This window comes from Daejeonella sp. AP26 (assembly GCF_056680515.1).
In genome coordinates this window covers 3,947,086-3,972,297 of sequence record NZ_CM155286.1, presented here as the reverse complement: position 1 = coordinate 3,972,297, position 25,212 = coordinate 3,947,086, and the positions used below count along the sequence as shown (strand labels likewise).

At 43.9% G+C, this 25,212-nt stretch carries 17 protein-coding genes; 10 read left to right on the top strand and 7 right to left on the bottom strand.

Annotated features, from left to right (window positions below; genetic code table 11):
* Window positions 1-552: 552 nt before the first annotated feature.
* The gene (locus AC1MCB_RS16855) at window positions 553-1,728 is read right to left on the bottom strand and encodes a bactofilin family protein (protein WP_479965884.1); all 1,176 of its coding nucleotides are present in this window, start codon (window positions 1,726-1,728) and stop codon (window positions 553-555) included.
* Window positions 1,729-2,424: 696 nt separating this feature from the next.
* Here AC1MCB_RS16855 and AC1MCB_RS16850 point away from each other — a divergent pair.
* The 3 genes from AC1MCB_RS16850 to AC1MCB_RS16840 all read left to right on the top strand — a co-directional run bounded on the left by AC1MCB_RS16850 (window position 2,425) and on the right by AC1MCB_RS16840 (window position 9,016).
* Window positions 2,425-3,675 carry an ROK family protein gene (locus tag AC1MCB_RS16850; RefSeq protein ID WP_479965883.1) on the top strand — a complete coding sequence of 417 codons (1,251 nt, stop codon included), beginning with the start codon at window positions 2,425-2,427 and terminating at the stop codon, window positions 3,673-3,675.
* Between the two features lie 107 nt (window positions 3,676-3,782).
* A complete protein-coding gene (locus AC1MCB_RS16845; protein WP_479965882.1) occupies window positions 3,783-7,184 on the top strand; it encodes a SusC/RagA family TonB-linked outer membrane protein in 3,402 nt (1,133 codons plus the stop codon).
* Window positions 7,185-7,201: 17 nt separating this feature from the next.
* Window positions 7,202-9,016, top strand: a complete 1,815-nt coding sequence (locus AC1MCB_RS16840) for a SusD/RagB family nutrient-binding outer membrane lipoprotein (RefSeq protein ID WP_479965881.1) — start codon at window positions 7,202-7,204, stop codon at window positions 9,014-9,016.
* A gap of 726 nt (window positions 9,017-9,742) precedes the next feature.
* On the opposite strand, the gene AC1MCB_RS16835 is transcribed toward AC1MCB_RS16840, so the two are convergent.
* A complete protein-coding gene (locus AC1MCB_RS16835; protein ID WP_479965880.1) occupies window positions 9,743-9,961 on the bottom strand; it encodes a hypothetical protein in 219 nt (72 codons plus the stop codon).
* A gap of 263 nt (window positions 9,962-10,224) precedes the next feature.
* Here AC1MCB_RS16835 and AC1MCB_RS16830 point away from each other — a divergent pair, with 263 nt between their 5' ends.
* Window positions 10,225-11,310 (top strand): Fic family protein, encoded by a 1,086-nt coding sequence (locus tag AC1MCB_RS16830; RefSeq protein WP_479965879.1) that lies wholly within the window; start codon window positions 10,225-10,227, stop codon window positions 11,308-11,310.
* Here the strand turns inward: AC1MCB_RS16830 and AC1MCB_RS16825 are convergent.
* Window positions 11,303-11,527 carry a hypothetical protein gene (locus AC1MCB_RS16825; RefSeq protein WP_479965878.1) on the bottom strand — a complete coding sequence of 75 codons (225 nt, stop codon included), beginning with the start codon at window positions 11,525-11,527 and terminating at the stop codon, window positions 11,303-11,305. The genes AC1MCB_RS16830 and AC1MCB_RS16825 overlap by 8 nt on opposite strands.
* Before the next feature lie 897 nt (window positions 11,528-12,424).
* On the opposite strand from AC1MCB_RS16825, the gene AC1MCB_RS16820 reads away from it, so the two are divergent.
* The 4 genes from AC1MCB_RS16820 to AC1MCB_RS16805 all read left to right on the top strand — a co-directional run bounded on the left by AC1MCB_RS16820 (window position 12,425) and on the right by AC1MCB_RS16805 (window position 14,901).
* The gene (locus AC1MCB_RS16820; protein WP_479965877.1) at window positions 12,425-13,087 is read left to right on the top strand and encodes a TetR/AcrR family transcriptional regulator; all 663 of its coding nucleotides are present in this window, start codon (window positions 12,425-12,427) and stop codon (window positions 13,085-13,087) included.
* Entirely contained in the window at window positions 13,084-13,674 is a 591-nt protein-coding gene (locus tag AC1MCB_RS16815; RefSeq protein ID WP_479965876.1) for a cyclic nucleotide-binding domain-containing protein, read from the top strand. The genes AC1MCB_RS16820 and AC1MCB_RS16815 overlap by 4 nt, the downstream gene beginning before the upstream one ends.
* A 380-nt stretch (window positions 13,675-14,054) precedes the next feature.
* Window positions 14,055-14,423 carry a hypothetical protein gene (locus AC1MCB_RS16810; protein WP_479965875.1) on the top strand — a complete coding sequence of 123 codons (369 nt, stop codon included), beginning with the start codon at window positions 14,055-14,057 and terminating at the stop codon, window positions 14,421-14,423.
* Between the two features lie 208 nt (window positions 14,424-14,631).
* A complete protein-coding gene (locus tag AC1MCB_RS16805; protein WP_479965874.1) occupies window positions 14,632-14,901 on the top strand; it encodes a hypothetical protein in 270 nt (89 codons plus the stop codon).
* A 35-nt stretch (window positions 14,902-14,936) separates the two neighbouring features.
* Here AC1MCB_RS16805 and AC1MCB_RS16800 read toward each other — a convergent pair whose 3' ends face one another.
* From AC1MCB_RS16800 to AC1MCB_RS16790, 3 genes are read right to left on the bottom strand one after another with little or no spacing between them, the layout of a single operon-like run.
* Window positions 14,937-16,229, bottom strand: a complete 1,293-nt coding sequence (locus AC1MCB_RS16800) for a TlpA family protein disulfide reductase (RefSeq protein ID WP_479965873.1) — start codon at window positions 16,227-16,229, stop codon at window positions 14,937-14,939.
* Window positions 16,230-16,239: 10 nt separating this feature from the next.
* The gene (locus tag AC1MCB_RS16795; protein WP_479965872.1) at window positions 16,240-17,592 is read right to left on the bottom strand and encodes a RagB/SusD family nutrient uptake outer membrane protein; all 1,353 of its coding nucleotides are present in this window, start codon (window positions 17,590-17,592) and stop codon (window positions 16,240-16,242) included.
* A gap of 11 nt (window positions 17,593-17,603) precedes the next feature.
* Entirely contained in the window at window positions 17,604-21,341 is a 3,738-nt protein-coding gene (locus tag AC1MCB_RS16790; protein WP_479965871.1) for a SusC/RagA family TonB-linked outer membrane protein, read from the bottom strand.
* A gap of 749 nt (window positions 21,342-22,090) precedes the next feature.
* Between AC1MCB_RS16790 and AC1MCB_RS16785 the strand changes: the two genes are divergently transcribed.
* Entirely contained in the window at window positions 22,091-22,618 is a 528-nt protein-coding gene (locus tag AC1MCB_RS16785; protein WP_479965870.1) for a helix-turn-helix domain-containing protein, read from the top strand.
* Between the two features lie 39 nt (window positions 22,619-22,657).
* Entirely contained in the window at window positions 22,658-24,457 is a 1,800-nt protein-coding gene (locus AC1MCB_RS16780; RefSeq protein ID WP_479965869.1) for a hypothetical protein, read from the top strand.
* Between the two features lie 347 nt (window positions 24,458-24,804).
* Here the strand turns inward: AC1MCB_RS16780 and AC1MCB_RS16775 are convergent, their stop codons facing one another.
* Window positions 24,805-25,209, bottom strand: a complete 405-nt coding sequence (locus tag AC1MCB_RS16775) for an EcoRII N-terminal effector-binding domain-containing protein (protein ID WP_479965868.1) — start codon at window positions 25,207-25,209, stop codon at window positions 24,805-24,807.
* Window positions 25,210-25,212 lie beyond the last annotated feature (3 nt).

The following is a 25,212-nucleotide window of genomic DNA, read 5'->3' as shown; positions in this document are numbered from 1 at the left end:
GACCGCTCAGGAGGACACCAGGTTTCCTTTAAATTTTAAGTCACTGTCCGTGCAATTCCATCTAACAAATCTGAAGAGGAGCACCACAGATTTGAATTTCATTTGTAAAAATGGTAAAACAAGGATCGCTTACTTTAAGAGGCTATTTATATCTCACGCCATGGAATGTGCCGTAGGTACATCTGGTTGGTAGAGAATCACAGATTGAAGATGTTCAGCGTGCCGTGAGGTACGCTTTGTGATTAGCATTGATGCCTGAAATGGATTTCACAAAGCGTTCCGATGGAACGCATATTCGCTGATTAATTTCTACCAGCAAAACGTTCCTAGCGGAACGAAAAGTAGGATACTATTGAAGTCGGCAACTTAGTGATAAAATTAATTTGCTAGATGGAATTACACGATTTTCACAGGTTTAATCCTTTTTCAAAAAAAGCACGATCGAAGAGACATACCTTCTTTGCATCTGTGTAATCCGGGCAATCTGTGGTGGACTCAACCCTAAAAGTTTGCATCCTGTTTTATCTTGAAAATCCACGTGCTGCACCCTCCCTACAAAACCACCCTTTCCCTTCTTACCCGCAGAAACTCCGCGATCAGCAAGCCGAATGCCAGGCAGACAGCAATGAGTATCAGAAGCCATCCCAATACCGGGATCAACGTAATCAGCTTCAAGATAATGAAGATGCCGAACGCAGTCCACACCTGCCGCCACATTCTGCGATCATCGTAATAGCGAATGTTTATATAATTAGCCAGTACCAAACTGGTAATAACGGAAGCCAGCAGGATCAGGATAATAAATAAAACCATCACCAGCAGGGCTAGCGGAATGCCGATCAAGGTCAGCATGGCCACTAATATGGCTACTGGAAGCAGTACGAAAAAAAGAAAGCCGTAAAGAACAGGACGGCCAGCGCCACCTTCCCGCAAATTCTCAGACGCATTCTGAATATATCTTCCGAACAGGAACTGGATCAGCACAATGAAAACCAAAGCCGCTCCAAGGTACCATAACAGACCCAGTATCGTTGCAAAGCCGAGGTATCTTCCTGCCCCCCTATCTATCCTCAGACTTTCATCAACCACCGCGTTATCGCTTTTCACAGATTGTCCAAAATTTACCGGCTCGGCACTCCAGTACCGCACCTTGTTACCAAAAACTGCATCCTGCCCAACGCCAATCTCATCGGCAGATAAAACAGCGTCACCGGCTACGGTCCCGTTCACCACGATATTCTTTCCGCGAGCGTCGAGATATTTGCCAACACGGCCATTTAATACGAACGAGCCCGCCATCGACCTCACATAACCAGTGATCGTTCCGTCAACAGTCACTTCACCGCCACCGGCAATCAAACTGCCACCTACCGTAGAATTTCTGGCCAGAATCACTGTCCCACCAGTTACCACCACATCACCGGTCACATTCTGGTTGATATTCAACCTGCCGCCTGCCAAACGAATATCATCACCAGCATGCCCGGCAAGCGTGATCTCACCACCAGCAATGATAATATCATTGCTTACCGAATCATTGATGTTTATCTGGCCGCCAGCGATCACCAGGTCGCCATATATGGGTGCATTGATGGTAATGTTCCCCCCCGCAAGGTAAACGTCTTCATAAACCGGTTTGCTGATAATAATTTTATCCCCGGATTCAAACCGCTGAGCGGTGCACCACAAAGGCGTCAGCGAGAACAACATCAATACAATTTTCTTCATGATCTTATTGGTGTTAAGACACTTATGAATAAAGTACGTATATAAAGCTATCAAAAAACATGTGTAGCACGGGTACACAATCTGTGTCCATCTGTGGTGAAAAAAAAAGCCCCGTCGATAAGTTGACCACAGATTTCACAAATTCTCACAGAGTCCACACTAATCCAGTCTGTGGCTGGGCCATCGAACAAATTATCATTAGCATTTAACCAGGTTGCACGCGAAGCAAATAAGGAAAACACGCAAAGCCAAGCCTTTACAATAGGTCTGAAATGGAAGATCAATATTAAACTTTGCGATCTTTGCGTCTTATTCTTTGCGCCCTTTGCGTGAAATAAATGGCCTCCAAATTAGCGCCACTGTTTTATCATTTCCTCATGATTGCTATCTGTAGTGAAAAGAAAAACTCCCCGATTACCCTGCGCATACCTCAGATTCTAATCTCCGTTAATCGTGCGATCCTGATGAAAATCGCTTAAAGTGTAAAAGTTAAAAATTCTTTCTTATTGGCAAAATATTCAGCAGTCTGTACACAGATTTAAACATTATCCCCCTTTATATCAATTAAATGGTAATAATGAATGCATACATCTTAAATATTGATAATAGTTTCTAAAAATATTTAAGAAGTAGTTAAATCATCCAAAAGATATATTATGTTTGACATAATAATCTAATGAAGTAATAGCCAGTCGAATGCAAACAACCTCGAGCAAGTCAGTTTCTGAGAGACTAAAGCAAAGAATACTATATGAATTGTACTTTGAAAAAATCCTTTCCTGCTTAGATCTAAGTATACGAATCAAAAAGAGTCTGCCTGTTATTGCCAAGTCGGTAAATGAATTAATTAACGATAATTTTATTATCGAGGAGGGCTACGCTCCTTCCAGCGGTGGTCGCCGTCCGTTAATGTATTCTTTGAAGCCCCGCACCAAATTGATCGTAGCCGTGTCGATGGATCAGCTTTCCGTCCGGATTGCTATTTACGATCTTAAACACAACCTGCTGGCCGAAATCAAAACCGTCGACCTGGAGCTGTACAATAACCCGACAGCATTGCCTAAACTCATCCATCTCATTAACTCCTATATTATAGATTCCGGTTTTGATAAAAATAATATAATCGGTATTGGCATTGGGATGCCTGGCTTTATAGATGTCAAAAAGGGAATTAACTACTCTTTTTTAGATGCCGGGGGAGAAAGTCTCCAAAAGCACTTAGCAGCAGAAACAGGCTTACCCGTTTACATCGATAACGATTCATGTTTAATAGCCTTGGCCGAATTGAAGTTTGGCAAGGCGAAGCATAGACACAATGTAATGGTTGTGAATGTTGCCTGGGGAATCGGTCTGGGCATGATCCTAAATGGCGAACTTTTCAGGGGCCATAGCGGCTTTGCCGGCGAATTCAGTCATATACCAACTTCAGAAAGCGGCATATTATGCAGTTGCGGCAAACGCGGTTGCCTGGAGACCGATGCATCCCTTTTGGTACTGGCCAAAAAGGCTATGACCGGTATTGAGAATGGCCGTGTTTCCAGTTTACAGCACAGCCTTAAAGACACCTCCAAATTAGCTGGCGATGCCATTATTGAAGCCGCCAACAAGGGCGACCAATATGCCATTGAGCTCCTCTCTGATGCAGGTTACGCTATTGGGAAAGGCCTGGCCGTTTTGATTCACATTATCAATCCGGAGATTATCGTATTAAGCGGCCGCGGTGCAGTAGTGGGTAAAATTTTATCTGCAACCATACAACAGGCCATCCATAAATACGCCATCCCACGCCTGGCCGGGAGCACCGAACTCCAGGTTTCAGAATTAGGGTTTAATGCCGAACTGGTCGGAGCAGCGGCGTTGGTTATGGAGTATGTAGGCAAAGGTGTGCATAAAGTAGATTTCTGGCACTCAGAAAAGATCGAAGTAGCCGCAGAAGCAATGATTTAATAAACTCCCATAAATATCATAAATATCACTAACCATTAACCACAATGAATAATGAAACAAACAACTACTAACCTCTTACTCAACCCTAAACCACTTAAATTAAAATCATGAAAAAGCAATTACTCTTCATTTTCCTGGTGTTGCTGGGCAGCTCTCTGGGATTTGCCCAGGTAAAGGTAAAGAAAACCGTTACGGGCACTATCCGGGATGCCCAGGGGCCCTTGCCAGCCGTCACCGTATCTGAAAAGGGAACCTCCAATGGAACCAGTGCCGATGCGGACGGGAAATATTCCATTTCGGTGCCAGCTGGTAGCATACTGGTATTCAAATTTATCGGCTACACCCCAAAAGAAATAACTGTAGGTACTTCTAATGTAATTAACGTTACGCTCGATGAATCTGCCCAGCAACTCGCCGAAGTATCCATCACCGGACTTGGTATTGTGAAAGCCGACAAGACCCTGGGTTACGCGCTCACCAAGGTAGCCGGTGACGATTTAGCCCGGACAAACACCGTCAATCCAATTGCAGCCTTGCAGGGCAAAGTGGCAGGGGTAAATATTAACGTAATGACCGCATCTGGTGTACAAACTTCTCCCAGCATCCAAATCAGGGGTGCTAAAGTTTTAGGTAATTCGCCGGGCCAGGCTAACAATCAGCCTATTTTCGTTATTGACGGCAATGTTCTGCAAAACAACCTGCAGGATGCTGATAACGCTGATGGTGGATCGCAGTTAAAAAACCTGAATCCGGATGACTACGAATCAATTACGGTATTAAAAGGAGCTGCGGCAACCTCTATTTATGGATCACGTGGCTTGAATGGCGCTATCGTTATTACCACAAAGAAAGGGAAGCAGGGTCAGGGTTTAGGTGTGGAGTTTAACTCAACCTATCAGACTCAAAATATTTACAAAGCACCTTTTGCATTGCAGAATGTCTTCGGTCATGGAAGCGTTAGTTCCAGGGAAGGCAATTGGGGACCTGATGGCGCCCAGGTGGCAACCGCCGGAAGCTGGGGACCCAGATTGGACGGAAGCATGCATCCGGCCCCTTATGACGCCAGTAAAATGGTACCCTATACAGCTCAGCCCGACAACTGGAAGACCTTCTACCAGGACGGCTCGTATGTGAATAATAACCTTGCCTTAAGTGGTGCGGGTGATCGTTTCAACTACCGTTTCTCCTATTCAAACAGCTCCACAGAAGGAATGCTGCCGAATAATCAAATGAACAGAAATGCTTTTGATATAAAAATCGGAGCTGACATCAACAAAGTCTTTTCTTCAGAGATCGGTGCTTCTTATGCTCACACCATAGCAGAGAACTTCTACTCCCAGGGAAGATATTACCATCCCGGAGGTGAGAACCTTGGCTTTAACGCGTTCTACTTACCCAGAAGTATTGACTATGGAGATTGGTATGCAAATTACCGCAATGCGGATAATACAACCAAAAACCCTGGTAATGGAAATCTAGACCGGATGATCGGTACGTTCAGCCGTTTTGACAAACGTGACTTTGAAAAAAGAGAAAATTCGGTACTAGCCTACGGACAACTTAAAGCGCAGGTAGCTCCATGGTTAGATCTTTCGGGAAGAGGAAATATAAACTTCTATAAAATCAATTCCGAAACTAAAGAAATGGGGAATGGCTTAAACAACCAGGGTGGGTATTACTCTGTAGGCGGCAGTTATTCTACCGACTACACGATGTTGTTTATGGCTCATGCCGCAACAAAAGTGCTGAACAACGATTTGAACCTTGACTTCCGCTTAATAAACGAGATTTACGGAAACAAGCTGGGCGAAAACTATGGTGCCAGTACCCGCGGCGGGTTGTCAGTACCCAACCAATTCTTTTTGGCAAACTCGGTGCAGGATATCCAGACAAATATTTACTATAACAGCAATGGCTATGCGGGCCCGGCATATCCGTCTTCGCTTACTATCGGTTTAGGCGGCGTGGTGAACTTAAATTACAAAGACTTCCTGAACCTGGAGTTGTCAGGCCGTAACGATTGGTTATCTACGTTAACCTATCCGGCAGATGTGCCCGGCGCAAACAACTACTCCGTATTCTATCCTGCCGCAAATCTTTCGTACTCTTTCTACGACCAGATGTCTGATAAAATGCCAGCGTGGCTGTCGTCAGGTCGCTTAAGGGCGTCGTTAGCTTTTGTAGGAAATGCAGGCGTTGCCGGACCATACTCTACCGGTTCCGGTTACATACCTGGTACCATTATCAACCAGAACGGTCAATCGGTTGGTGTTGCCAACCAGTTTAACGCGAACGTTAAACCCAACCTGAATCTGAAGCCTCAAAGACAACGTTCTCTTGAATTCGGAACGCAGTTCGGCCTCTTTAAAGACCTGGTGGACGTTGACGTTGCCTGGTATAAAACCAATACCTTCAACCAGCTTCTTCACCTTCCTGGTGTGATGGAAACAGGCTTTGATAAATTATTTATCAATGCGGGCAATATCCAGAATCAGGGCTATGAACTCCTGGTTAACGTTGCGCCTCTGCGGAAGAAAGACTGGGGTTTAGACTTCTCGGTTAATCTGGCCCATAACAAAAGCAAGATTGTAGAATTTGGTCAGGGCATTAAAGAATGGGAACTAAGCGGTGGCTACGATGGCGCGAATGTGTATGCTTATGAAGGCGGCGACTTTGGTGTGTTAACTGCCGAACCTTGGGCAACGGTTAAAACGGATCCCAAAACCGGTTTCCCTCTGATATCTGTAGGCAGCAGAGCGGCAAGCACCAACCCGCTCACTAAATACGATGTGCAGCGTTACGCATACGTCGTTAACGAGCGTACAGACGCACAGCCAAGAATTCCTCTCGGCAAGGTAGAACCAAATTTGGTGGGCGGTATTAACGCTTCCCTTCGCTGGAAAAACTTTAACCTGTTTACCCAGGTTGACGGACGCTTTGGCGGCTCAGTTTACTCACAGGCTTACAGTTATGGTATGAGCCAGGGAACCCTGGAAGGATCACTTTATGGCCGCGATCAGGAGTACGGTGGCGTTCAGCGTACCGACTCATATAACGGGCAGACAAGGTATGATGGTGTTATTCCCAATGTAGTGTTCGCCGAAGGCGAAATGAGCCCTCTGAAAAACGGTACCAGCATTGCCGGTCTGACCTTCAGACAAGCCTATGATCAGGGGCTGGTAGAACCCTGGAAAGCATCATGGTATCATGTTGACACCAACAACTGGGGAACCAACTTCAACACCGGTGGAGCAGTTTCTGAAAACTCATGGGTGATGCTAAGGGAAATAACCTTAGGCTACAACCTGCCCACCAGCCTGATTGCCAAAGCACATGTGCAAAACGCACGCCTGAGCTTCTCGGCACGTAACATTGGCTACCTGTACAAAACTTTAAATGCCGATCAGAACCCCGAGTCGTTACAAAGTAATGATCCTTTCCGCCCGTATATCACTGGCGGGGTGCCTTATTACCGCAACTTCTCCGTCTCACTAAATGTAAGGTTCTAACCATTAAACCGTCAAAAATGAAAAAGATACATAAATATATTCTTGGGGTTCTCGCAGTCGCGACACTGGGTCAATCATGCAAAAAAGAGCTCGTTGACATTAATACCAACCCGAACCGGTTAAGCGAAGTAAGCCCTGAATTCCTGTTCGCAGGGGCTACCACAGATATAAACCTGGGCAGCCGCGACAGAACCATGCACAAGTACGGCACGGTGATGACCTACATGCAGTATGTCGTTCCAAATTCGGCAACTCCCGAGGGACTTACTGGCCGCTATTGGGATCCTACCAAGCCAACCGGACCCAACCCCGGCTTTCCGTACTATTCTGATTATTTCACCCGTGTCGGGAGGGATATGCATCGCCTGGTAGACCGCATTAATGCGCTTCCGGAGGCCCAGCAGGCACAATACAAGGGTCTGAAAGCAATGGCCAATATTGTTGACACCTATCATGCATGGCGTGTTTCCGATATCTTCGGAACGCTGCCGTATGTGCAGGCATTTGACGGGGCTAAATATCCTCTTCCGGCCTACGATTACGACTATAATCTGTACAAAGTTTTCGATCAGCAATTAAAAGATGCCGCTACGCTGTTAAAAGACAACCCGACCGGTCAGTTTAACATGTCAACACAGGATCTTTTCTACGGTGGCGATTATAATAAATGGCTTGCCTTTGCAAATACCTTACGGATCAAAATTGCACAGCGTTACGAAGAGCGGGATGCCGCACATTTAGCCAGTGTGCTCACAGACGTCTCTACCAACTTTGCAGGCAACGTTATCTCGACCATTGACGGGTCATTTGGCTACAACCAAACCCAGGGGTGGAATAATAACATCGACGATATAAACAGTTTGCTATTAGATTATAACGCCGGTTTCGCCTTTGTCGAGTTCCTTAAATCAACAAACGACCCACGTATTCAATTCATGGTTCGCGAAAACGATCTGGGGGCCAACTACAGCGGCTATACCAACGTACAGCAAAATGGCAATGCGACTTCAAAAGCGGCCTTGCTGGAGCCTGAAAACATGGTGCGCTATTGGGGCAAGCACGCATTTCCCGCATCGGCTGATGGCGGCTTCGGAATTACCGGCGGTGTGCGCGACAGAACATTCACCATCGGAGCAACAGGCACACAGAACCTCGGGATCCTTTCTAATATCCAAACCCGCCTGTTTATTAAAAACGGTGGTTTCGGAGGATTTGATGCCCGTTCAAGCCGTAACCTGATGCATTCTGACGAGTCGTATGTAGATGGCAATACCATCAAAATGCGAACATTCTACCTCACGTATGCCGAAACTTGTCTGATGATGGCCGAGATTGCCGAAAAAGGCGGAAACAGCTTAGGAAAAGGCGCAGCGCAGTGGTTTACCGAAGGTGTTAAAGCTTCATTCGACCAGTATAAAGCCCTTGCCGTTGCTACCAATGTGCCTAACGCTGCATCTGTAACGATGGGTGCTTTCGCTCCGGCCTATCAAGGCTTACCGGGTATCTATGCGCAGGCATGGGTTAACTTCCTGGTTAATCCTGATGAAGCATGGGCTATGTGGAAACGTACCGGTTATCCGCAGTTTGAAGATGTAAGAGCAGGGCAACCTAATCGCATAGGCAACGGATCAGGTATTGCTTACCTCGAAAATCTGTGGGATGGAAATAAAAACCTGGTCATTCCCCGTCGCAGTGCACTCTCTTTAAGCACCGGTTCAAACCCGAATGCTTCCAACTTCAATGAAGCAGTAAACGCGATGAAAGCTAAAGACCCTGCTTATGGCACTAACGAACTGGATACCAAAGGCCGGATCTGGTGGGATAAACAATAATTTCTCAAAGTTGAACGGCCGGCGCTTAGCTGAGGGCTGATAGCTGTTAAATATTGGTTTAGTTTGGTTAAACGGCCCTGGCGATTTGTCGGGGTCGTTTTTTTATAAGCTGTCGGCTGTCAGCAATCAGTCGTCAGTAATCAGCTTTGGTCGTATTCATGCGCTGATGTTGAAATTCAGGTGGTAATAAAAACCTCTTCGATAAGTTGACCACAGATTTAACAGATTCTCACAGATTAGCTTCCATACAAATTAAAATCTGTGTTACGCTGTGCCGATCTGTGGTGAAAAAAACTCTTCGATAAGTTGACCACAGGTTAAACCTCTACACAAAGCCAATCTGTGGCTATCAGTGGTGAAAAAAAACTATTCGCTAAGTTCATCACAGATTATCTCCCAATCCAATCTGTGTATCTGTGGTTAAAAAAAACCTATTCGTTACGTTGACCACAGATTCACAGATTAGATGCCACACAAATCCAATCTGTGAATTCCATCTAACAAATTTATTTCATGATTAAGTCCCTGGCTTCAACAGTATTCTACTTTTCGTTCCATAGGAACGTCTTGTCGGTAGAAATCGCGTAGCGAACAAATATGCGCTCCATCGGAACGCTTTGTGAAACCCACCACCGGCTTTACCGTTACCTACGGCACGCTGCACATGTTCGATAGGATGATTCTCTACCGACCAGATGTACCTACGGCACATTCCATTGCGTGACTCTAGTTAGCGGTATCCTTATCCAGATTGCTGTAGGTCCAGGCAACCTGCAGATCCCCGACATTTTGAAGATTAATCTCTTCATTCGAAGAATACCGGTTGCCATCCTTATGACGCGCATAATTCGTCCAGCCGCTTCGATCGGAACGGGAGGAAGAATCTTTGCAGGAAAGCGAAAGCGATAGCAGACAGGATAAAAGGAGCCGCGATGTTAGTTTCATTCCGAAGCTGGATCTATGGATATATTGATGAATCTAACATTTTTCGCTTTCTCATTATGCGTAATTCAGCCATGAGTCATGGTCTGTGGGCCTGCGCAAAATAAAAGAAGCAATCAGGTGATAAGCAAAGCGGTAAACGTAACCCAAAATCGAGCATATTTAGAGCAACCGGTCTGAACACAACCCAACATTAGAGATAAATGGGTTATGTTAAACCTATATAACCCAAAATTGTAAACAATTGGGTTATATTTACAGAATAAATGGGAATTGATTATATGGGTTCTATAGAATTATTGCCCCTCAAAAAGAATGTAGAAACAAAAGCTGTTTTAAAAAAAGCTGCTGAAGCCCATCGATACCTTGCTGAGCTAAAAGGGGTTGCCCAATCCATTCCAAACCAAAACATTCTTATTGATACACTCTCTTTGCAGGAAGCCCGGGAAAGCTCTGCTATAGAAAATATCATCTCGACTTTTGATGATATATACCAGTCAAACGCCGGCAGCGCTATTTTTCTTTCATCGGCGGCAAAGGAAGTGCATGCTTATTCACAAGCTTTGAAGGTTGGCTTCGACCTGGTTAAAACTAATGGCATTCTAACGTCCAATCATGTGCTGGAGATTCACAGTATCATTGAAAGCAATCAGGCCGGTTTCAGAAAATTGCCAGGCACTAAATTATTAAATGAAGCCACAGGCGAAACGGCATATACGCCCCCGCAGGATTATGATTCCATTGCTGGACTAATGAATAATTTAGAGGAGTACATGAATAATGAGGAACTATCTGATATTGACCCTCTGATAAAAATGGCAATCATCCACCACCAGTTTGAAAGCATTCACCCATTTTATGATGGCAACGGCCGGACAGGAAGGATCATTAATATACTTTACCTCATCAAAAACGACCTACTCTCCCTGCCGGTCCTTTATCTGAGTCGGTATATCATAAACCACAAAAATGAATATTACAACCTGTTACAGGCTGTGCGAAATACCAACGACTGGGAATCATGGATTTTATTTATGCTGAATGCTGTTGCCGTTACTTCAAAAAATACCATTGGGGTAATTAATGGGATTTCTGCAGCCATGCAACAGTACAAAACGACTCTCCGCGAAAAAACCCCAAAAATGTATTCTCAGGATTTACTGAATAATCTCTTTCGTTATCCCTACACCAAAATTGAGTACCTAATAAAAGATTTGCAAATAAGTCGTAACACTGCTATCCGCTATTTGGAGCAATTAGAAGCCTTAAATCTGGTAGTTAAGAAAAAAGTAGGCCGTGACAACTTTTATTTAAACAAATCCCTGATCAACATTTTAATCAACCCTAAATAAATAGAGCGGTATCCTTATCCAGATTGCTGTACGTCCAGGCAACCTGCAGATCCCCGACATTTTGAAGATTGATCTCTTCATTCGAAGAATACCGGTTGCCGTCCTTATGACCTGCATAATTCATCCAGCCGCTTCGATGGGAACGGGAGGAAGAATCTTTGCAGGAAAGCGAAAGCGATAACAGGTACATTGAAAGGAGCGGGTATATTAATTTCATTCCGAGGAATCATTTATCTGTGGATGAATTTAATGTTTTTTCGCTTTCCGTTATGGCATTTCAGCCATGAGTCGGATCTTGTAAGCCTGCTCAAACTAAAGGATCAATTAGGGTAATAAGAAGGCTGTAGATGTCACCCAAAATAAAGCACATTTGGAGCAACCGATCCAAACACAACCCAACATCGAGGATAATTGGGTTATGTCAAGCCATATAACCAAGAATTGTAAATAATTGGGATAGTAAAAAACACCTATCACGCGAAAGGTCAATGATATCACGGAAAAACCCACACCTATCAAATAAATTACTTTCCAATGTTCTTTTCTTCCATATTTAAAGACAATACGGACATAAAACACCAGGAACCTCCGCATTCGAAAGAACTTTATCTCATTTAAATTATACCAGTTAGGAAGTGAAAGCTACGGTTCAGGTACCGAATACTGTCGTTCAGGCACAAATGCTAAAAGGAGGCTGCAAACAGCGATATTTAGTAGAAATAACCAGCTAAATTGGAAGTATTATGAGGCAAAAGAAATACAAGTACTGACCAGATCGAAAATACCATAAACAAATTATTTAAGATTCTCTAACCTGCCAGGCTCTAAGTTAGAGCTATGCGGAATAGGCTTAGACATTTAGAATAACCAAATTAGATTCGGACCGGCTATAAATATTTGGCGCCGGATTTCCTACAACTACAGGTTGTAAGTTACAACTACAAGTTGTTGGAAGCTCTGAGCAAAGTCATCAGTTTTATGAGATGCAGACATCCACTGGACAATGGCATAAAGTAACAGGGGGTTATAACCCTTCTATCCTGGAAAAAGCTGCATGTCAACGATTTGCAAAAAATAAGACACTAAATTTAATGGTCATTTAAAATTACAGCTTATGGAAACAAAACTCACTAAAGGAACATCCGGTAAGATCAAAAATAAAGAACTGACTAAACGTGGCCTTATCAATGCCGTAGGTGTGTTACTGCGAACAAAGGGGTTTGAAAGCTTGCTTATTACCAAGGTTGCAAAACAGGCCGATGTTGATCCATCACTTGTATACCGGTACTTTGGAAATATCAGCAACCTTATCGAACAATATGTAATTGAAAAAGATTACTGGATATCCCAAAAAACAGAGATCCAGGAAAAAAAGATCACATCGAAAAAGGATATCCAGGAAACAGCGATCAAGCTCTTACAAGATCAGTTCACTTTCTTTTATGAGAGTTACGAAATGCAGCAGCTCATTTTAAAGGAAGTTAATGAACATACTTCTATTATGAATAGTATTTCAAGAGTCAGGGAGCATATAGGCAGCACTTTTTTTAAGAAATCAGACATGTATCTCGACGATACCATGTCAGACATCCGTACCGTTAGCGCACTGCTGGTAGGAGGTATCTACTATACTATACTCCACTCAAGATCGAATAGCAGTACTTTCTGCGGAATAGATCTCAAAAGCCAGGGTGACCGCGACAGGGTTTTAAGGGCTATTCGCCGTGTGATCACCGGTGAATGTGCTGAATCCGGCCCACTAATCGAGAAGATATGAACTCTGATAACTTTATCCGGCTACTGGAATCTTATCACCCTGAAAAAATTGCCTTTACAGGCGATCAAAAAAACTTGCTTAACTCCGTGTTGAAAGAACGGTCATATCCCAGAAACCATATTCTATTGTATGAGCAGCAGGTACCTACCTATGCCTGGTTTATTATCAAGGGGACAGCACGGGTGTATTACTTTGACCAGTACCTGCAGCGCGAGGTAACCAGCTGGTTTTGGTTCAAAGGGGATATGATGTTTTCCATGAACAGCTTTTTCAGGCAACTGGAAGCAGGGGAAAGTATTGAACTGCTCGAAGACAGTACTTTGCTGCTATTGTCATTTGCCGATATTAGCGCTTTGCGGGTACAATACAGAGAATGCCTGCTTCTGGAAAGGACACTCATCGAAGATTATTATAGCAGGTTTAATAAGCATCACCGCAATATGTTGGCCCAGCGAAATGAAGACAAGTACCGGAGCATCAACATGGCTCATAAGGAACTTTTCAACCTGGCCAATCAAAAGGATATCGCATCGTTTCTAAAAATGCATCCAAAATCCCTGAGCTATCATCGCCTTCACACTAAATAGGCTAACCAGCGACAAATCGTCTGTTGTTCACCTGGATGCCTTCTGGCAAATTACTATTCCAAAGTTTCTTTCACAAAAAAGGGAATTATGCCTGTTGAAGGTAGTATTATTCCCACCGAAGGTAGTGTACTGATGCCTGCCGATCTACAAAGCCGCCTTATCTTTAACTGAAGACAAACCCTAATAAATTTCAGCCAGCCTGAAGTCAGGAACTGAAAACAAACAGATCAGCCGTTCCCCAATCAGAACCAGCTTCCCTCATCCGAATTTGCCCGGGGAATACCGGAAGTTCATAACGCCCTTTCCGGGCGGTTAAGCTTGAAGTAAAGGGATGCCCGTCCCCTAAGATATAGCGGACATCCTCATAATATCCGGCCGGTATGGTAACATTTAAACCGGATCTTAAGCAAGGAACGCAGGCGCTCAGCGATAGAGCAAAAATATCCTTACAGAACAGGCGGCAAAGCCCCAGGGGCCCGCCGGGAACCAAAAGCAGTAAAAACAAAGCAGTTAAGGTTATGAAGACAACGAGCACTTATATTGAACTACTCTCAGCATTGCAGATCATCTGCATCTGGCTGTTCGTGCTTCTTACGCTCCGGTCTATCCGGGACTGTGCTCTACTTGTTCTTTTCATTCTGATGCCTAATTTTCACCGCTGTTCCAGTACCCGCACCAGGGCCAATCCACAAATTATCGACCGCAAAAAACTTGCGGTATTCCGGCGCGGGGTTCGTGCACCTGTATAATGGAAAAAGCCACCCTGTAGCAGGATGACTTTTTCGGGAGGCTCACCTTAACAGCAAACCTTCAACACAGAATGTAAATATATAAAAACGGTCAGTCTGATCAAAGACCTGCCGGTCGGTGGATTGAATTTTACCCTTCACCGGATTTATATATCAGGGGATGCCGAAAACCTTCAAAAGAGTAGGCAAAAAAATGAATCTCATTAATATGAAAAAGTTATATACCGGAGTTGCTGCCCTTGCATTGGGCGTGGCACTCACATTTGGCGCAAGCGCCTTTAAAGCAGAAACCAGTTCTGTTACAGCAACCGGATGGTATGCTACAGACCGGTCAGGAAATCTAATCCAACCGTATCAGTCTGTAGATCCCGGTGATCTTTGTACAAACGGTTTGGATTTCTGTGCCAAGAAGTATAACATCGTAAATGGTGTACCTACTTCGGAAACTGGCGACCCGGCCGCAATGCGACCAAGGTAATTTATAAAGCACCGCCTTATAAGCGGTGCTTTACCTTACATTCTATCTTTTATCACCAACATTTCGGTTTCTACTTGCTTTTCCACTAAATCCAGCCCATAAGCCTGAAGGGCCTTTCGGACGATCCTAACATCATTTGATTTGTAAATTGAAATGTCTATTTTATGATCAATTCCGGTTTCATCTACTATAATGGAAGATTCAAAAATACTTTCCAGGATACTAACCAGCTCCTTTACGCCCGAATTTTGAATTGCAAACTCATGTGTCTGCACGTTATATGAGCCACGGGAATAGCCGCCCTTGCTTTGCAGACCTTTGTTATTGTTTATTTTAACCAGGGCAAGACCTGTCACACGTCGCTTTTCAACAGTTGCATCAAGATTGAAATAGCTGCTTAACTCAGCCTGCATGATTGTTGCCAATTTGCCCGAATTGTCTTCTGTAACCTGACCTTCATAGCACCAATAGTTTTTCCATTCCCAGGGTACCACCTTCGCTCGATCTGCGGGTGGGACAAAACGCGTAGTATCTTTAACCTGAAGGATCACCTTTCGGTTATCAGAAGGGATACCAAATCGATTATCATCAAATCCGCCATGAGCCAGTTTAAAAAGTAACCTCAAGGGCAGATTATAAAAGGCTCTCCGCGTAAAGGTTCCGGACTTCGCATCAACGGAAAATCCAAGCCGGGCATCAATTCCATCAATGTACTTTGTTATCATAGAGTATTGTTTTGCATGCTCGCTCAAATTGATGCGGCTGTCAGCAAATAAGGGTTTTTTGGTGTCAAAAGATTCGAGGTATGCGACCGGTGTCGTATTGATTTCACCTCTTTTTATAAGGGTTAAAATATTGGACGGAACTGTGTTACGGGCATTGGTGATAGCCCTTACCACGCCCTCTGCGTCGATCCATGCATGATGAGGCATTTTAACTGGGAAAAACTTACTGAACAGGGTATCTGCTACGGCAACAGGCAGCTTACTTTTCTTTGCGATTTCTGACCGTTTGTATAAGACGTCTAACTGCTTTTCCGTGTTACGGGTGATCCTGATCACCTCCAGTTGCCCAGAAAACTGCTTTTTTAACGCCATCAACCTGGGCATATTCTCTGTGCAGGAGCTGCAGGAAGTGTTACAAAAATCCAGAATAACGGCCTTGCCCCTCAGCTGAGAGAGCCGAATGCTTGAAGAAGGATAATTTAATATACCTGTAATCTCCAGATCAGGAATGGTATCGCCGATATGAAGTGCCTGGTCCTGGGCTATGACGCTAAGCTGTGTACCGGTCAGCAATCCCATAAGAATCACCTTTAATTTTGTCATGATTTTCATTTTACCGTGGGTTTTGAGCAATCCCGGTTGCATTGATTATATAATCAGGAATTGGGAAAGTGTATTTTGGAGAGTTGGGAGGAAGGACATGTTCCTGACCATTAGCAGAATGGATGAGGGTAGTGGCAAATCTTGGGTCATGATTCAGGCGGCGAAGGTCCTGCCATCGAAGCGCTGTTCCGATAAGTTCCTTCCGGCGTTCCAGAAGTACGGACTTCAATGCCTCGTCAGCAGAGACGCTTGTTAATGGAATGAAAGAACCAGTTTGATATCTCTTCAGCAACAATCTATTTAAATCATCCATGGCGGCCTGAATATTTCCCTTTCGGGCGTAACACTCTGACCTGATCAGGTACAATTCGTTGCTGGCAAATCCGCCGAATAAAGTAGTACTACCTGTATAACTGGCTTTGAAAGAAAAACCGTCACTGGCAGATTTAAAGTAAAGCACCTTTCGGAGGTCATTCGGGCTATACGAATTATACAGATCCGGAGCGATCCAACTGGCCGGAATAGAACTTACCTGCGCCTGACGTGAGAAATAAAATGTTTCATCATTAAATGCCTTAAACGGATTTGCAGCACTGACTGCTAACGTGTTGAAGTCTATCAGGGTGCTGTACTTGTTGAGGCAGTCGTCAGCATACTTTAAAGCTTCATCATATTGACTCATTGACAAATGTACCCTGGCAAGGAAAGCCATAGCGGCCGCCTTTGAGGGGTGAGCTTTATGTGCAGGCGTTTCCTTCAATAGCGCAATAGACTGCTTCAGATCCGAGATCACCTGGTCAAAACTTTCCTGCAGAGTTGCTCTTGTGGTAGGCGCGGCGATATCTGACTTTAACCTTAAAGGAATACCCGGATCGGAACCGGCCGTAGCGACGTCATAGGGCTTAGTGAATATCACCAGGAGATCATAAAAGGCTTTTGCACGAAAGAATAACGCCTGCCCTTTCAAATCATCCCACTGCGTTTGTTGACCCTGGGTTGCTTTAATTTTTTCCAATCCTTCCAAAGCCACGTTAGTAATGAATACCTGACTATAAGTATTATTCCATTGAAGAATATCCCCAACGCCTATAAAAACATCTGGCTGCCAGGTGTAAGCATTCCGTTCTATGGTCGAGCTGGAAAGCTGTAATGCAGGGCTGAATACAAAGTTATCTGCAGAAACTTCAGCCAGACTGGTGAAATTCTGGTTCAGGACAGAGTTATTGAGCAGGAGCTGCATATCTTCCAGGGTGGTAGGCACAATACGCGAGATATCACTCTTCTCTTCAAGCCAATCTTTCTTACAAGCGCCTGCAGTTATGCAAATGAGCACTACTGCGGTATAAGTGAATATTGTTTTCATATTTAATCTGATTAAAAAGTTGATCTTAAACCAAAGGCAATACTGCGGGAGAGGGGCATTTGCGGAAAGTCGGGATCAATACCCACCTTGTTCGCCCGCCATAAAATTCCAGGATTGTTTAAATACAGGTAGAGTTTGACAGCTTGAACCGGCAATTTGCTGTACCGTTCCCTATCCAGTTCATATCCAAGAGTTATATCCTGGAGCCGGATATTATCACCCTTTTCCACCAAAACTGAAGAATTCCGGTAAAAATTGTCGCCTGCTTCGTTGGCCGGTAACGTGAGAGAAGGAACATCGGTGAATGCTTCTTCGCCCGGTTTCTGCCATCGTAAAACGTAATCACTATGTCCCCTGCCGTTCTTAAATAAGGAACTATACTCTATTGAACTTCTTCTGAAATAGTAATTGAAGCGGTAGCTCAGATTGGCCGATACCGACCAGCGACGGAAGCTGACGGTGTTTCTCAATGCGCCGAATATTGATGGAAGGGCTCTGCCATGAAAGACCAGGCTGTCTAAGGAACTCCCGGCCGTTGCATTTATAGTTGAATAATCGGATGTTGGCTGGCCGTTCACATATCCCCTTGGATTGCCGGTTTGCGGATCCAAGCCCGCCCAGCGACGACTGTAAATGCCAAAGAGAGGTTTGCCGACAGTAGGCGAAAACGAAGCACCGCCACCCAAACTCGCATCGGCCATATATCCTGCAAAGACCGGAGTTACATCATAACGGGTGATCTCATCCGTTGTATAGCTGAATTGTAGCGAACTCTCCCACCGGAGTTTCTTATTTACGTTGATACTGTTTAGAAGAACATCTATCCCCTGCCCCTTCATGCCTGCTACGTTCCCACGGTAAGAAGTCAGGCCACTGGTTGGATCCAGCGGACTATTGCCGATCAGGTCGACTCCCTTTTTACGATAGTACTCAAGGCTGCCGGTTACAACATTGTTCTTAACCGCGAAATCAACGCCTAAATTAAAAATGCCTGTCTTCTCCCACCCGAGATCAGGATTCGGAGGATTGCTGATACCGGCGGCTGGCATGCCGGTTAAAATATTTGAACTAAAGTATGCCGTCGTTAATGCGGTCACTGACTTATCGATGTTGCCATTGAAACCATAGCTGGCACGCATGGCCAGAGAAGGGAGCCACGAAATAGTGTAAAAAGACTCACGGTCCAGGGTCCATTTCAACCCTGCAGACCACAAAGGGACGGCCCGCTGGTTTTTGTTCAGGCCGAAAAAATTGGACTGATCAAGGCGGGCACTGGCTGAAATGGTGTAACGGTCTTTAAGCGTATAGGAAGCGTTGGCAAAATATGACCGGAAACGATCTGTAAGGCCGCTAACGGATTCTTCGGAAGGGATCAGCCCAAATCCACTGGGGTACAGCAAATAACCGGTGAGATAATCTACCGGCATAGAGGATCCCAGGTTAGCGTCGTATCCATAAAGCCTGTTTCGGTAACCGTCAATTTTAACTTCCCGTACCTCCACTCCTGCCAACACCGCCAGGTTATTAACCGACCAGTCTTTCCGGTAATTTACCTGTGCCCGACCGTTGTGCGCATTGAGCATACTGCCGGATTGATTTAAGAATCCGCCGGCGGGTATATTGCGTGAAACCGTGGTGCCGTTAACCGCAGAAAACTGGTTCACCATATGCCGCACAAAGTAACTTTCCGCACTGCGAAGATCGCGGCCATCAACCGATTGCCGCTCGTACTGGTATTTTATTTCCGCACTTAGATCCGGTATCAGTTGGTATTTGATTCCAGCCTGGATCCTGCTGTCGCTTAGTTTGCTTTTATTGTCGGCATACCCGAGTTCCTGCAGTGGACTATATTGCCAGTCGAGCATGCCAAGCCCTGTGGCCGCGTCTTTGAATGAAGTGCTGTAATCTTTTGCTACAAACAAGGGATTCCCCTGTTCATCAGCCAGTCTGGCGTAAGGATACATCAGCTTACCGGACGGGCCACCGGTATAGATCTCAGACGCCGTATTATTGATCTCATTGCTGCTCTGCACATACGTGATGCCTGTAGACAGCTCCAGGTTTTTAACCGGGCTGAAGTTCTGCCTTGCGGTTAAGGATAGTCGGTTATACCCATTTCCTACAGAGCTGGAAAGGTTATCATCATAACCGGCAGAAACATAGTAGTTCGATTGAGTACTGCCGCCCCTGAAGCTTAAGGCATGTTGCTGGTTCACTCCGTTGCGATAGAAGTATTTGTCCAGGTCATTACGCATATCCTGGCTTTTCAGCGCATTGATCTGGGTGCTTGCCTCCGCGGGAGATAGCTGACCGGCTCTCTGCATGTTCAGGATGTCTATTACCGGCGATATCGGCGGACTGGCAGTCGTATTGCTCAGATCGGTATCGTAATAGCCACGGCCAAAAAGCATCTGCTCTACATCGATAAAATCTGAACTGGATATGGCCGGCTGGTAAAAAAGGTCGGGCCTGCCCGTCACATTGACGTTGGAGTTCAATTCGACCGTTAAGGGCTGATTCTGGCTGCCGCGTTTGGTCGTGATCACAATCACCCCGTTACCGGCCTTTGCTCCCCAGATAGATGCTGCCGAGGCGTCCCTTAATATGCTAATGTTTTCAATATCGTTCGGGTTGATATTATTGATGTCCCCATCGTAAGGGAAATTATCGACCACGATCAGAGGCTGGTCATTGGCGAAGATGGTACTGCGGCCACGAATGCTTAATTTCGTCTTTCCACTCCCCTCATCAAACAAAAGCGATGGGGCAATGGCCTTTAGCCTGCTGATCACATCGGTCGATACCTGCCGGTTAAACAATTCTTTATTGATACCTACAAGGGAACCTGTAGCCCGTTCCAGTGGTATTTCCTGGTATCCGGTACTTACTACCACTTCCTCCATTTGCTGGGTAATTGTTTGAAGTATGATCCGATAAGGTGGCTTTAAACCTGCCAGCCGAATCTCCTGTGTTTTATACCCGATAAAAGAAACGATGAGCACGGCGTTTGAAGAACCAGCCAACTCGAATGCACCTGTTTGATCGGTTGCCGTAGTTACCTGGGTTGCTTTGATCCGTACGGAGGCACCAGGAAGCGCCTCGTTCCTTTCATCTGTTACCGTTCCCCGGATCAGTTGATTGGCCAGTCCCGACTGAAGAGATGGCTCCTGTGCTTTTACCCTACCTGATTGTCCACCCATAATGATAAGCAACACCAGGCCCGCTCTTAGCCCGCGGTAAAGAGCGTGTCTCAAGGTCATCGCAGGTTTCTGAATTGCCAGCTGCTGCACCCTCCCATTCTCCAACTCATATTGCTCGAGTTGTGCGGCATCATGATCCGCCATGAAAAAGGCTTTCATAATCGCCTTCATCTTTTCGGGATGCTGATCACAGTATGGATTCTGGCGGTACGAGGTAAATGAATAATCTTTAACATCGAAACGATCATCCTCATCCTCCCGCCAGCCACAGAGAACGCGACCGTTCTCCGGATCATTATTGTTTTGGTCCCCCGGAAAACTACCTGAAGGTGATTTATTTTGAAGCTTACTTTCCTCTGCCAGCAGCTGCGCGGCCTGCATCTTTTCGGCAATGCGCCTGCTATCTGCGGCAACCTTTTCAAGATCCATATTAAATGGGTTCTTATTAGGTTTTTGTGGCCTCCTGCTATTAAAAAACCGGTATTTGAGTTTGAATATTGCGCTTATCAAAGGCCATAACATGCCCCTTAAGCTGTTTTTTGCTTTCATTTTCTTGGTTGGTTAGGTTAGAAATTGATTAGGTCACCTTCACCTTCCTATCGCGATTTTCATCGAAGTCCTGAGCAGCCTGTCCCGATTTTTCATCGGGAGAGTCGAAGGACGATGGGCGAAGGGCAAATAAAAAAGGCCGAGGCAGGCAGGGAAATAATCAATCAACTAAACTGGAACCCTGCCGCCGACGGCCGTAATCTTCAATCAGGGGGTTGCTTGATTAAAGTGAATTGAATGGTGGTAAGAGTGGAGGTTAATGGATTTTTAAATGTTTGAGAGAGTATTGAAAGGCATCGTACACAATTGAGCACACCGATTTGATGAGCCACAGGGAGTGGTTTGCTAAACGGATTTTCGAAGGTGTGGCCTTTTACACTCATTTTGATAAATTATCAATGAGCCTATTGCAAAGGAGGGAACTTCTATAGAATACTATAGATGGGATCCTATCTTGCTGTTTCCCCGGGGTCTGACGCCTTGAACACAGCAATACGATAGGAAACCCAGTCTATAGCAATGCCAAATATAGCATTACCTAAGACATGGGCATAACCTACCGTCCCGCGTTCATTTTTGTCAGACTTGGAGAACGAGACTCTTTGTTTATGCCTCAATCTTGAGGTACATCTTTATATATTTATTTATACATCATTTATTCATACTCAAATATATAAATGATTTAATTACATACAAAATTTTAATGAAAACTAAATCAAGTAGAAGATTCTATTTGTTTATTGAAAGCGTTGATCATTGCAAAACGGAAAAAATTAGGCCAGAGGATAAAGCTGCTCCGCGAAGAGATAGGCATGTCACAACATGACCTTGCTCTTGCAACAGGCATTTCAAATGGAAGCGTTTCAACGATAGAGGGTGGAAAGGCGAGCTTTGGAATAGATCAAATAATCGCTGTAGGGTATTTTTTTGGATTGGAACTTACAGACTTGGATGGCAAAGATTTCCTTTGCCCGAATGAAAACGTCCTCAGAAGCCAAATCACAAGGTTCCACAAAGCACACAATTCTACCGCATATGAATATTTAGAAAAAGCTCCTACAATAAACTATGCAATAAAAAAGAGGGTCTTAAAAGCTAACTTTTTAAATAAACCTCAGAAGATAAAAGAAATTCGGGATTTTATAAAGGCTGAATATGGATGGACTTATAAAGGCTCGTCTCTCACCAACACCCTAAAGGCTCTCGCCAAAGAAGGGCTAATTAAAATTGAAAACCATCCCAACAATAAAAATTGGAAGCTTTATCAGAAAGCCTAAGGGACATCAAATCCGTTGGAAATTTGAAGAACTTTGTTTATGGACTCGAATAAAATTTCCGAAGAACTTGTTATCCTAGCTGATCAGGAACTCAAAAAAATTGAGATCCAGTTACCAAAAGATCCCGCCACTCGCTTCCAGCTCTTCATTGAAACTATTAGGGTTAATGACATTTACAGCGTGAGTTTAGAGGGTCGAAGTGACGAAAAAGCCTCTAGTCAGTATTTCGTTGATATTATTCAAATGGGTTGGAATCTTGCTGCCAGCCACCTTTTTAAGTCTATCAACATTAATCAAATTTCAATTTTTCCTACTACCGAAAAAACAAGAGAAAATGCAATTAGTCTTCTATATGCATTAGGTTGTACGAGTTTGTTAAGACGAACAGCAGAAATGCTAAAATTGGGCTTCATAACAGTTAATAAAATCGGAAACACCTATACTTTCTGTAAAACGGATAACGGTAATACCCAACTTCTGGATTTTTTGGAAGTTTCAAATCTTAAAAATCTGAATCAAAAAATAATTTCAAGTTCTGAGAGGCATTTTGCTGGGTGGGAACTCGTTGAAAGAGGAAATTTAAGTAATATTCTTTATCGGTTAGGCAGCTTTCTTTCACTTGATAGAAATGAACCCTTTTCTAACCACTTAGTTAAAGATATTGACGATTTAATGTTACCATTATTAAAGCCACATGACCACCCCTTGGGAAAAATAGTGAGTTACGAGGCAATATTGGAGGTCGATAATCATTTCATGGTATTAGCTGCCCGACAAGTTAAGGAGTGGAGAGATGAGGCGGGTATGTCCCCTCACGCTACAATTGGCGGTATTAAAGGTAGTGAGTTGATGAGTGTTATGATTTATATTGTAAGTCTTCATTTAAAGCATGTGAAATTTATAGAAATCGCTGCTAACAACTATCCAGAAATATCAATACCAAGCAGCCTTACAATTTGGACGAATTCAGAATCGTTTATCGATGATATTACCAGTATTTATAGATTTTCGCGTGAAGTGGTTTCGAAAGCGCTTGAGATCATAACGTTTAAAGCACAAGAATCTTCTTTACTTCAAGGGTATACATCGAAATTTATGCCTTTACTTATTAGTATGAGTAATGGTTTTGTTCTACGTCCTGTATCCAGCATAATAAGGAACCCGTTCTTTTCCATAATTCCTCTTTTGGAATACCGTGACCCAAATGTTAGACATAACATTTCTGTGCATAGAGAGGATTGGATTAGAAAGTATCTGTATGCGCTATTTTTGGGAAATAAATATCAGACTATAAACGGTAATATTAAGTTAAGGGAAAACAATATTGTCATCACTGACATTGATGCTATAGTCTATGATAATCTTGCTGGCGACCTTGCATTGTTTCAGATTAAGTGGCAAGACTACTTTTTCAATGATGTACAAAAGCTACGTAGTAAAGCTCGTAACCTTACCCAGGATCTTGATGAGTGGGCAGAGAAGATTACCAAATGGGTCAAGATACACAACAGCAACGAATTGTATAAACGACTTGGTTTACGCCCAATTAAAGGCAGGCCAGTAAAGGCTATCTACCTTTTTGGCATTTCAGTAAGTCTCGCCAGAATGCAAGGTTATGGTTACAGAATAACATCTGAGAATTTGACGGTTGCAAGTTGGCCACAGTTTGTGAGGAATCGGTCTGAGATTGGCCCAACGGATCGAGCTATTAAAAAAATTTTCGAAGCTTTAAAATTTCAGGAGAACGATGTGGTAATTGTACGTCCCCTTCCAGTAGAACTTAAGGTTGCTGATAAAAAAATTGTTTTCAAAGACTTGTGGAGTGCTATTGAAGATTAAGACTTTCTGTTCTGTCTACCTTTGAAATCATGCGAAAATCTGTGAATTCGGTTCTGACAGTCTTCAGGATATTATTATGGAATACCTTTCCCTCCAATATCAGAATTCTTCGTCAATCAGAACTTTAGTTTTGAACTAGCTATTACGGGATCGAAATTACAAACGGTTGCCAGTGCCGTTTATAAGGTGAATCAGTGCGGTATCTTCAACCTCAAGAATGGATGCAAATAAATTTACAAAGGGCGTTGGTGAAACAAGGATTTTTAAAATAACTAAATAATGTATATTGTATTAATAACAATCATATTTAAGAAGCTGTATTTATCCTGATGAATTTTAAGATATTTCTAAGAACCGTTATTCGACAAAAACTGCACTATTTCAAGTTCGTCTAAAAAGGTGAAGCCTTGATAGTAGCCTTTCCTAATCAAGACTAGTACAATAAACTGATCAATCTCAAACCGCTTGTTAATTCTGGTAATCCGAAATTCATTCCTTGTACCCTGCCCATAATAAATAAATCTGCAACCGGGACTCTCGCTATCCTCAAACCAGTCAATTGTTGCAATCTTGTCTACATTCTTACCTTTCGAACAAACATTTTCAAACATCAAATTAGCACCTGATTTCGGTATGTATAATCCCGATTGATGACCACCAGATTTACCCGCATCACTTGCAGATATCCGTTTATAGAACTTGCTGTTATTTTCACCGTAAACTTCAATGGCTTCTCTTAATTTTTCTGTCATTTG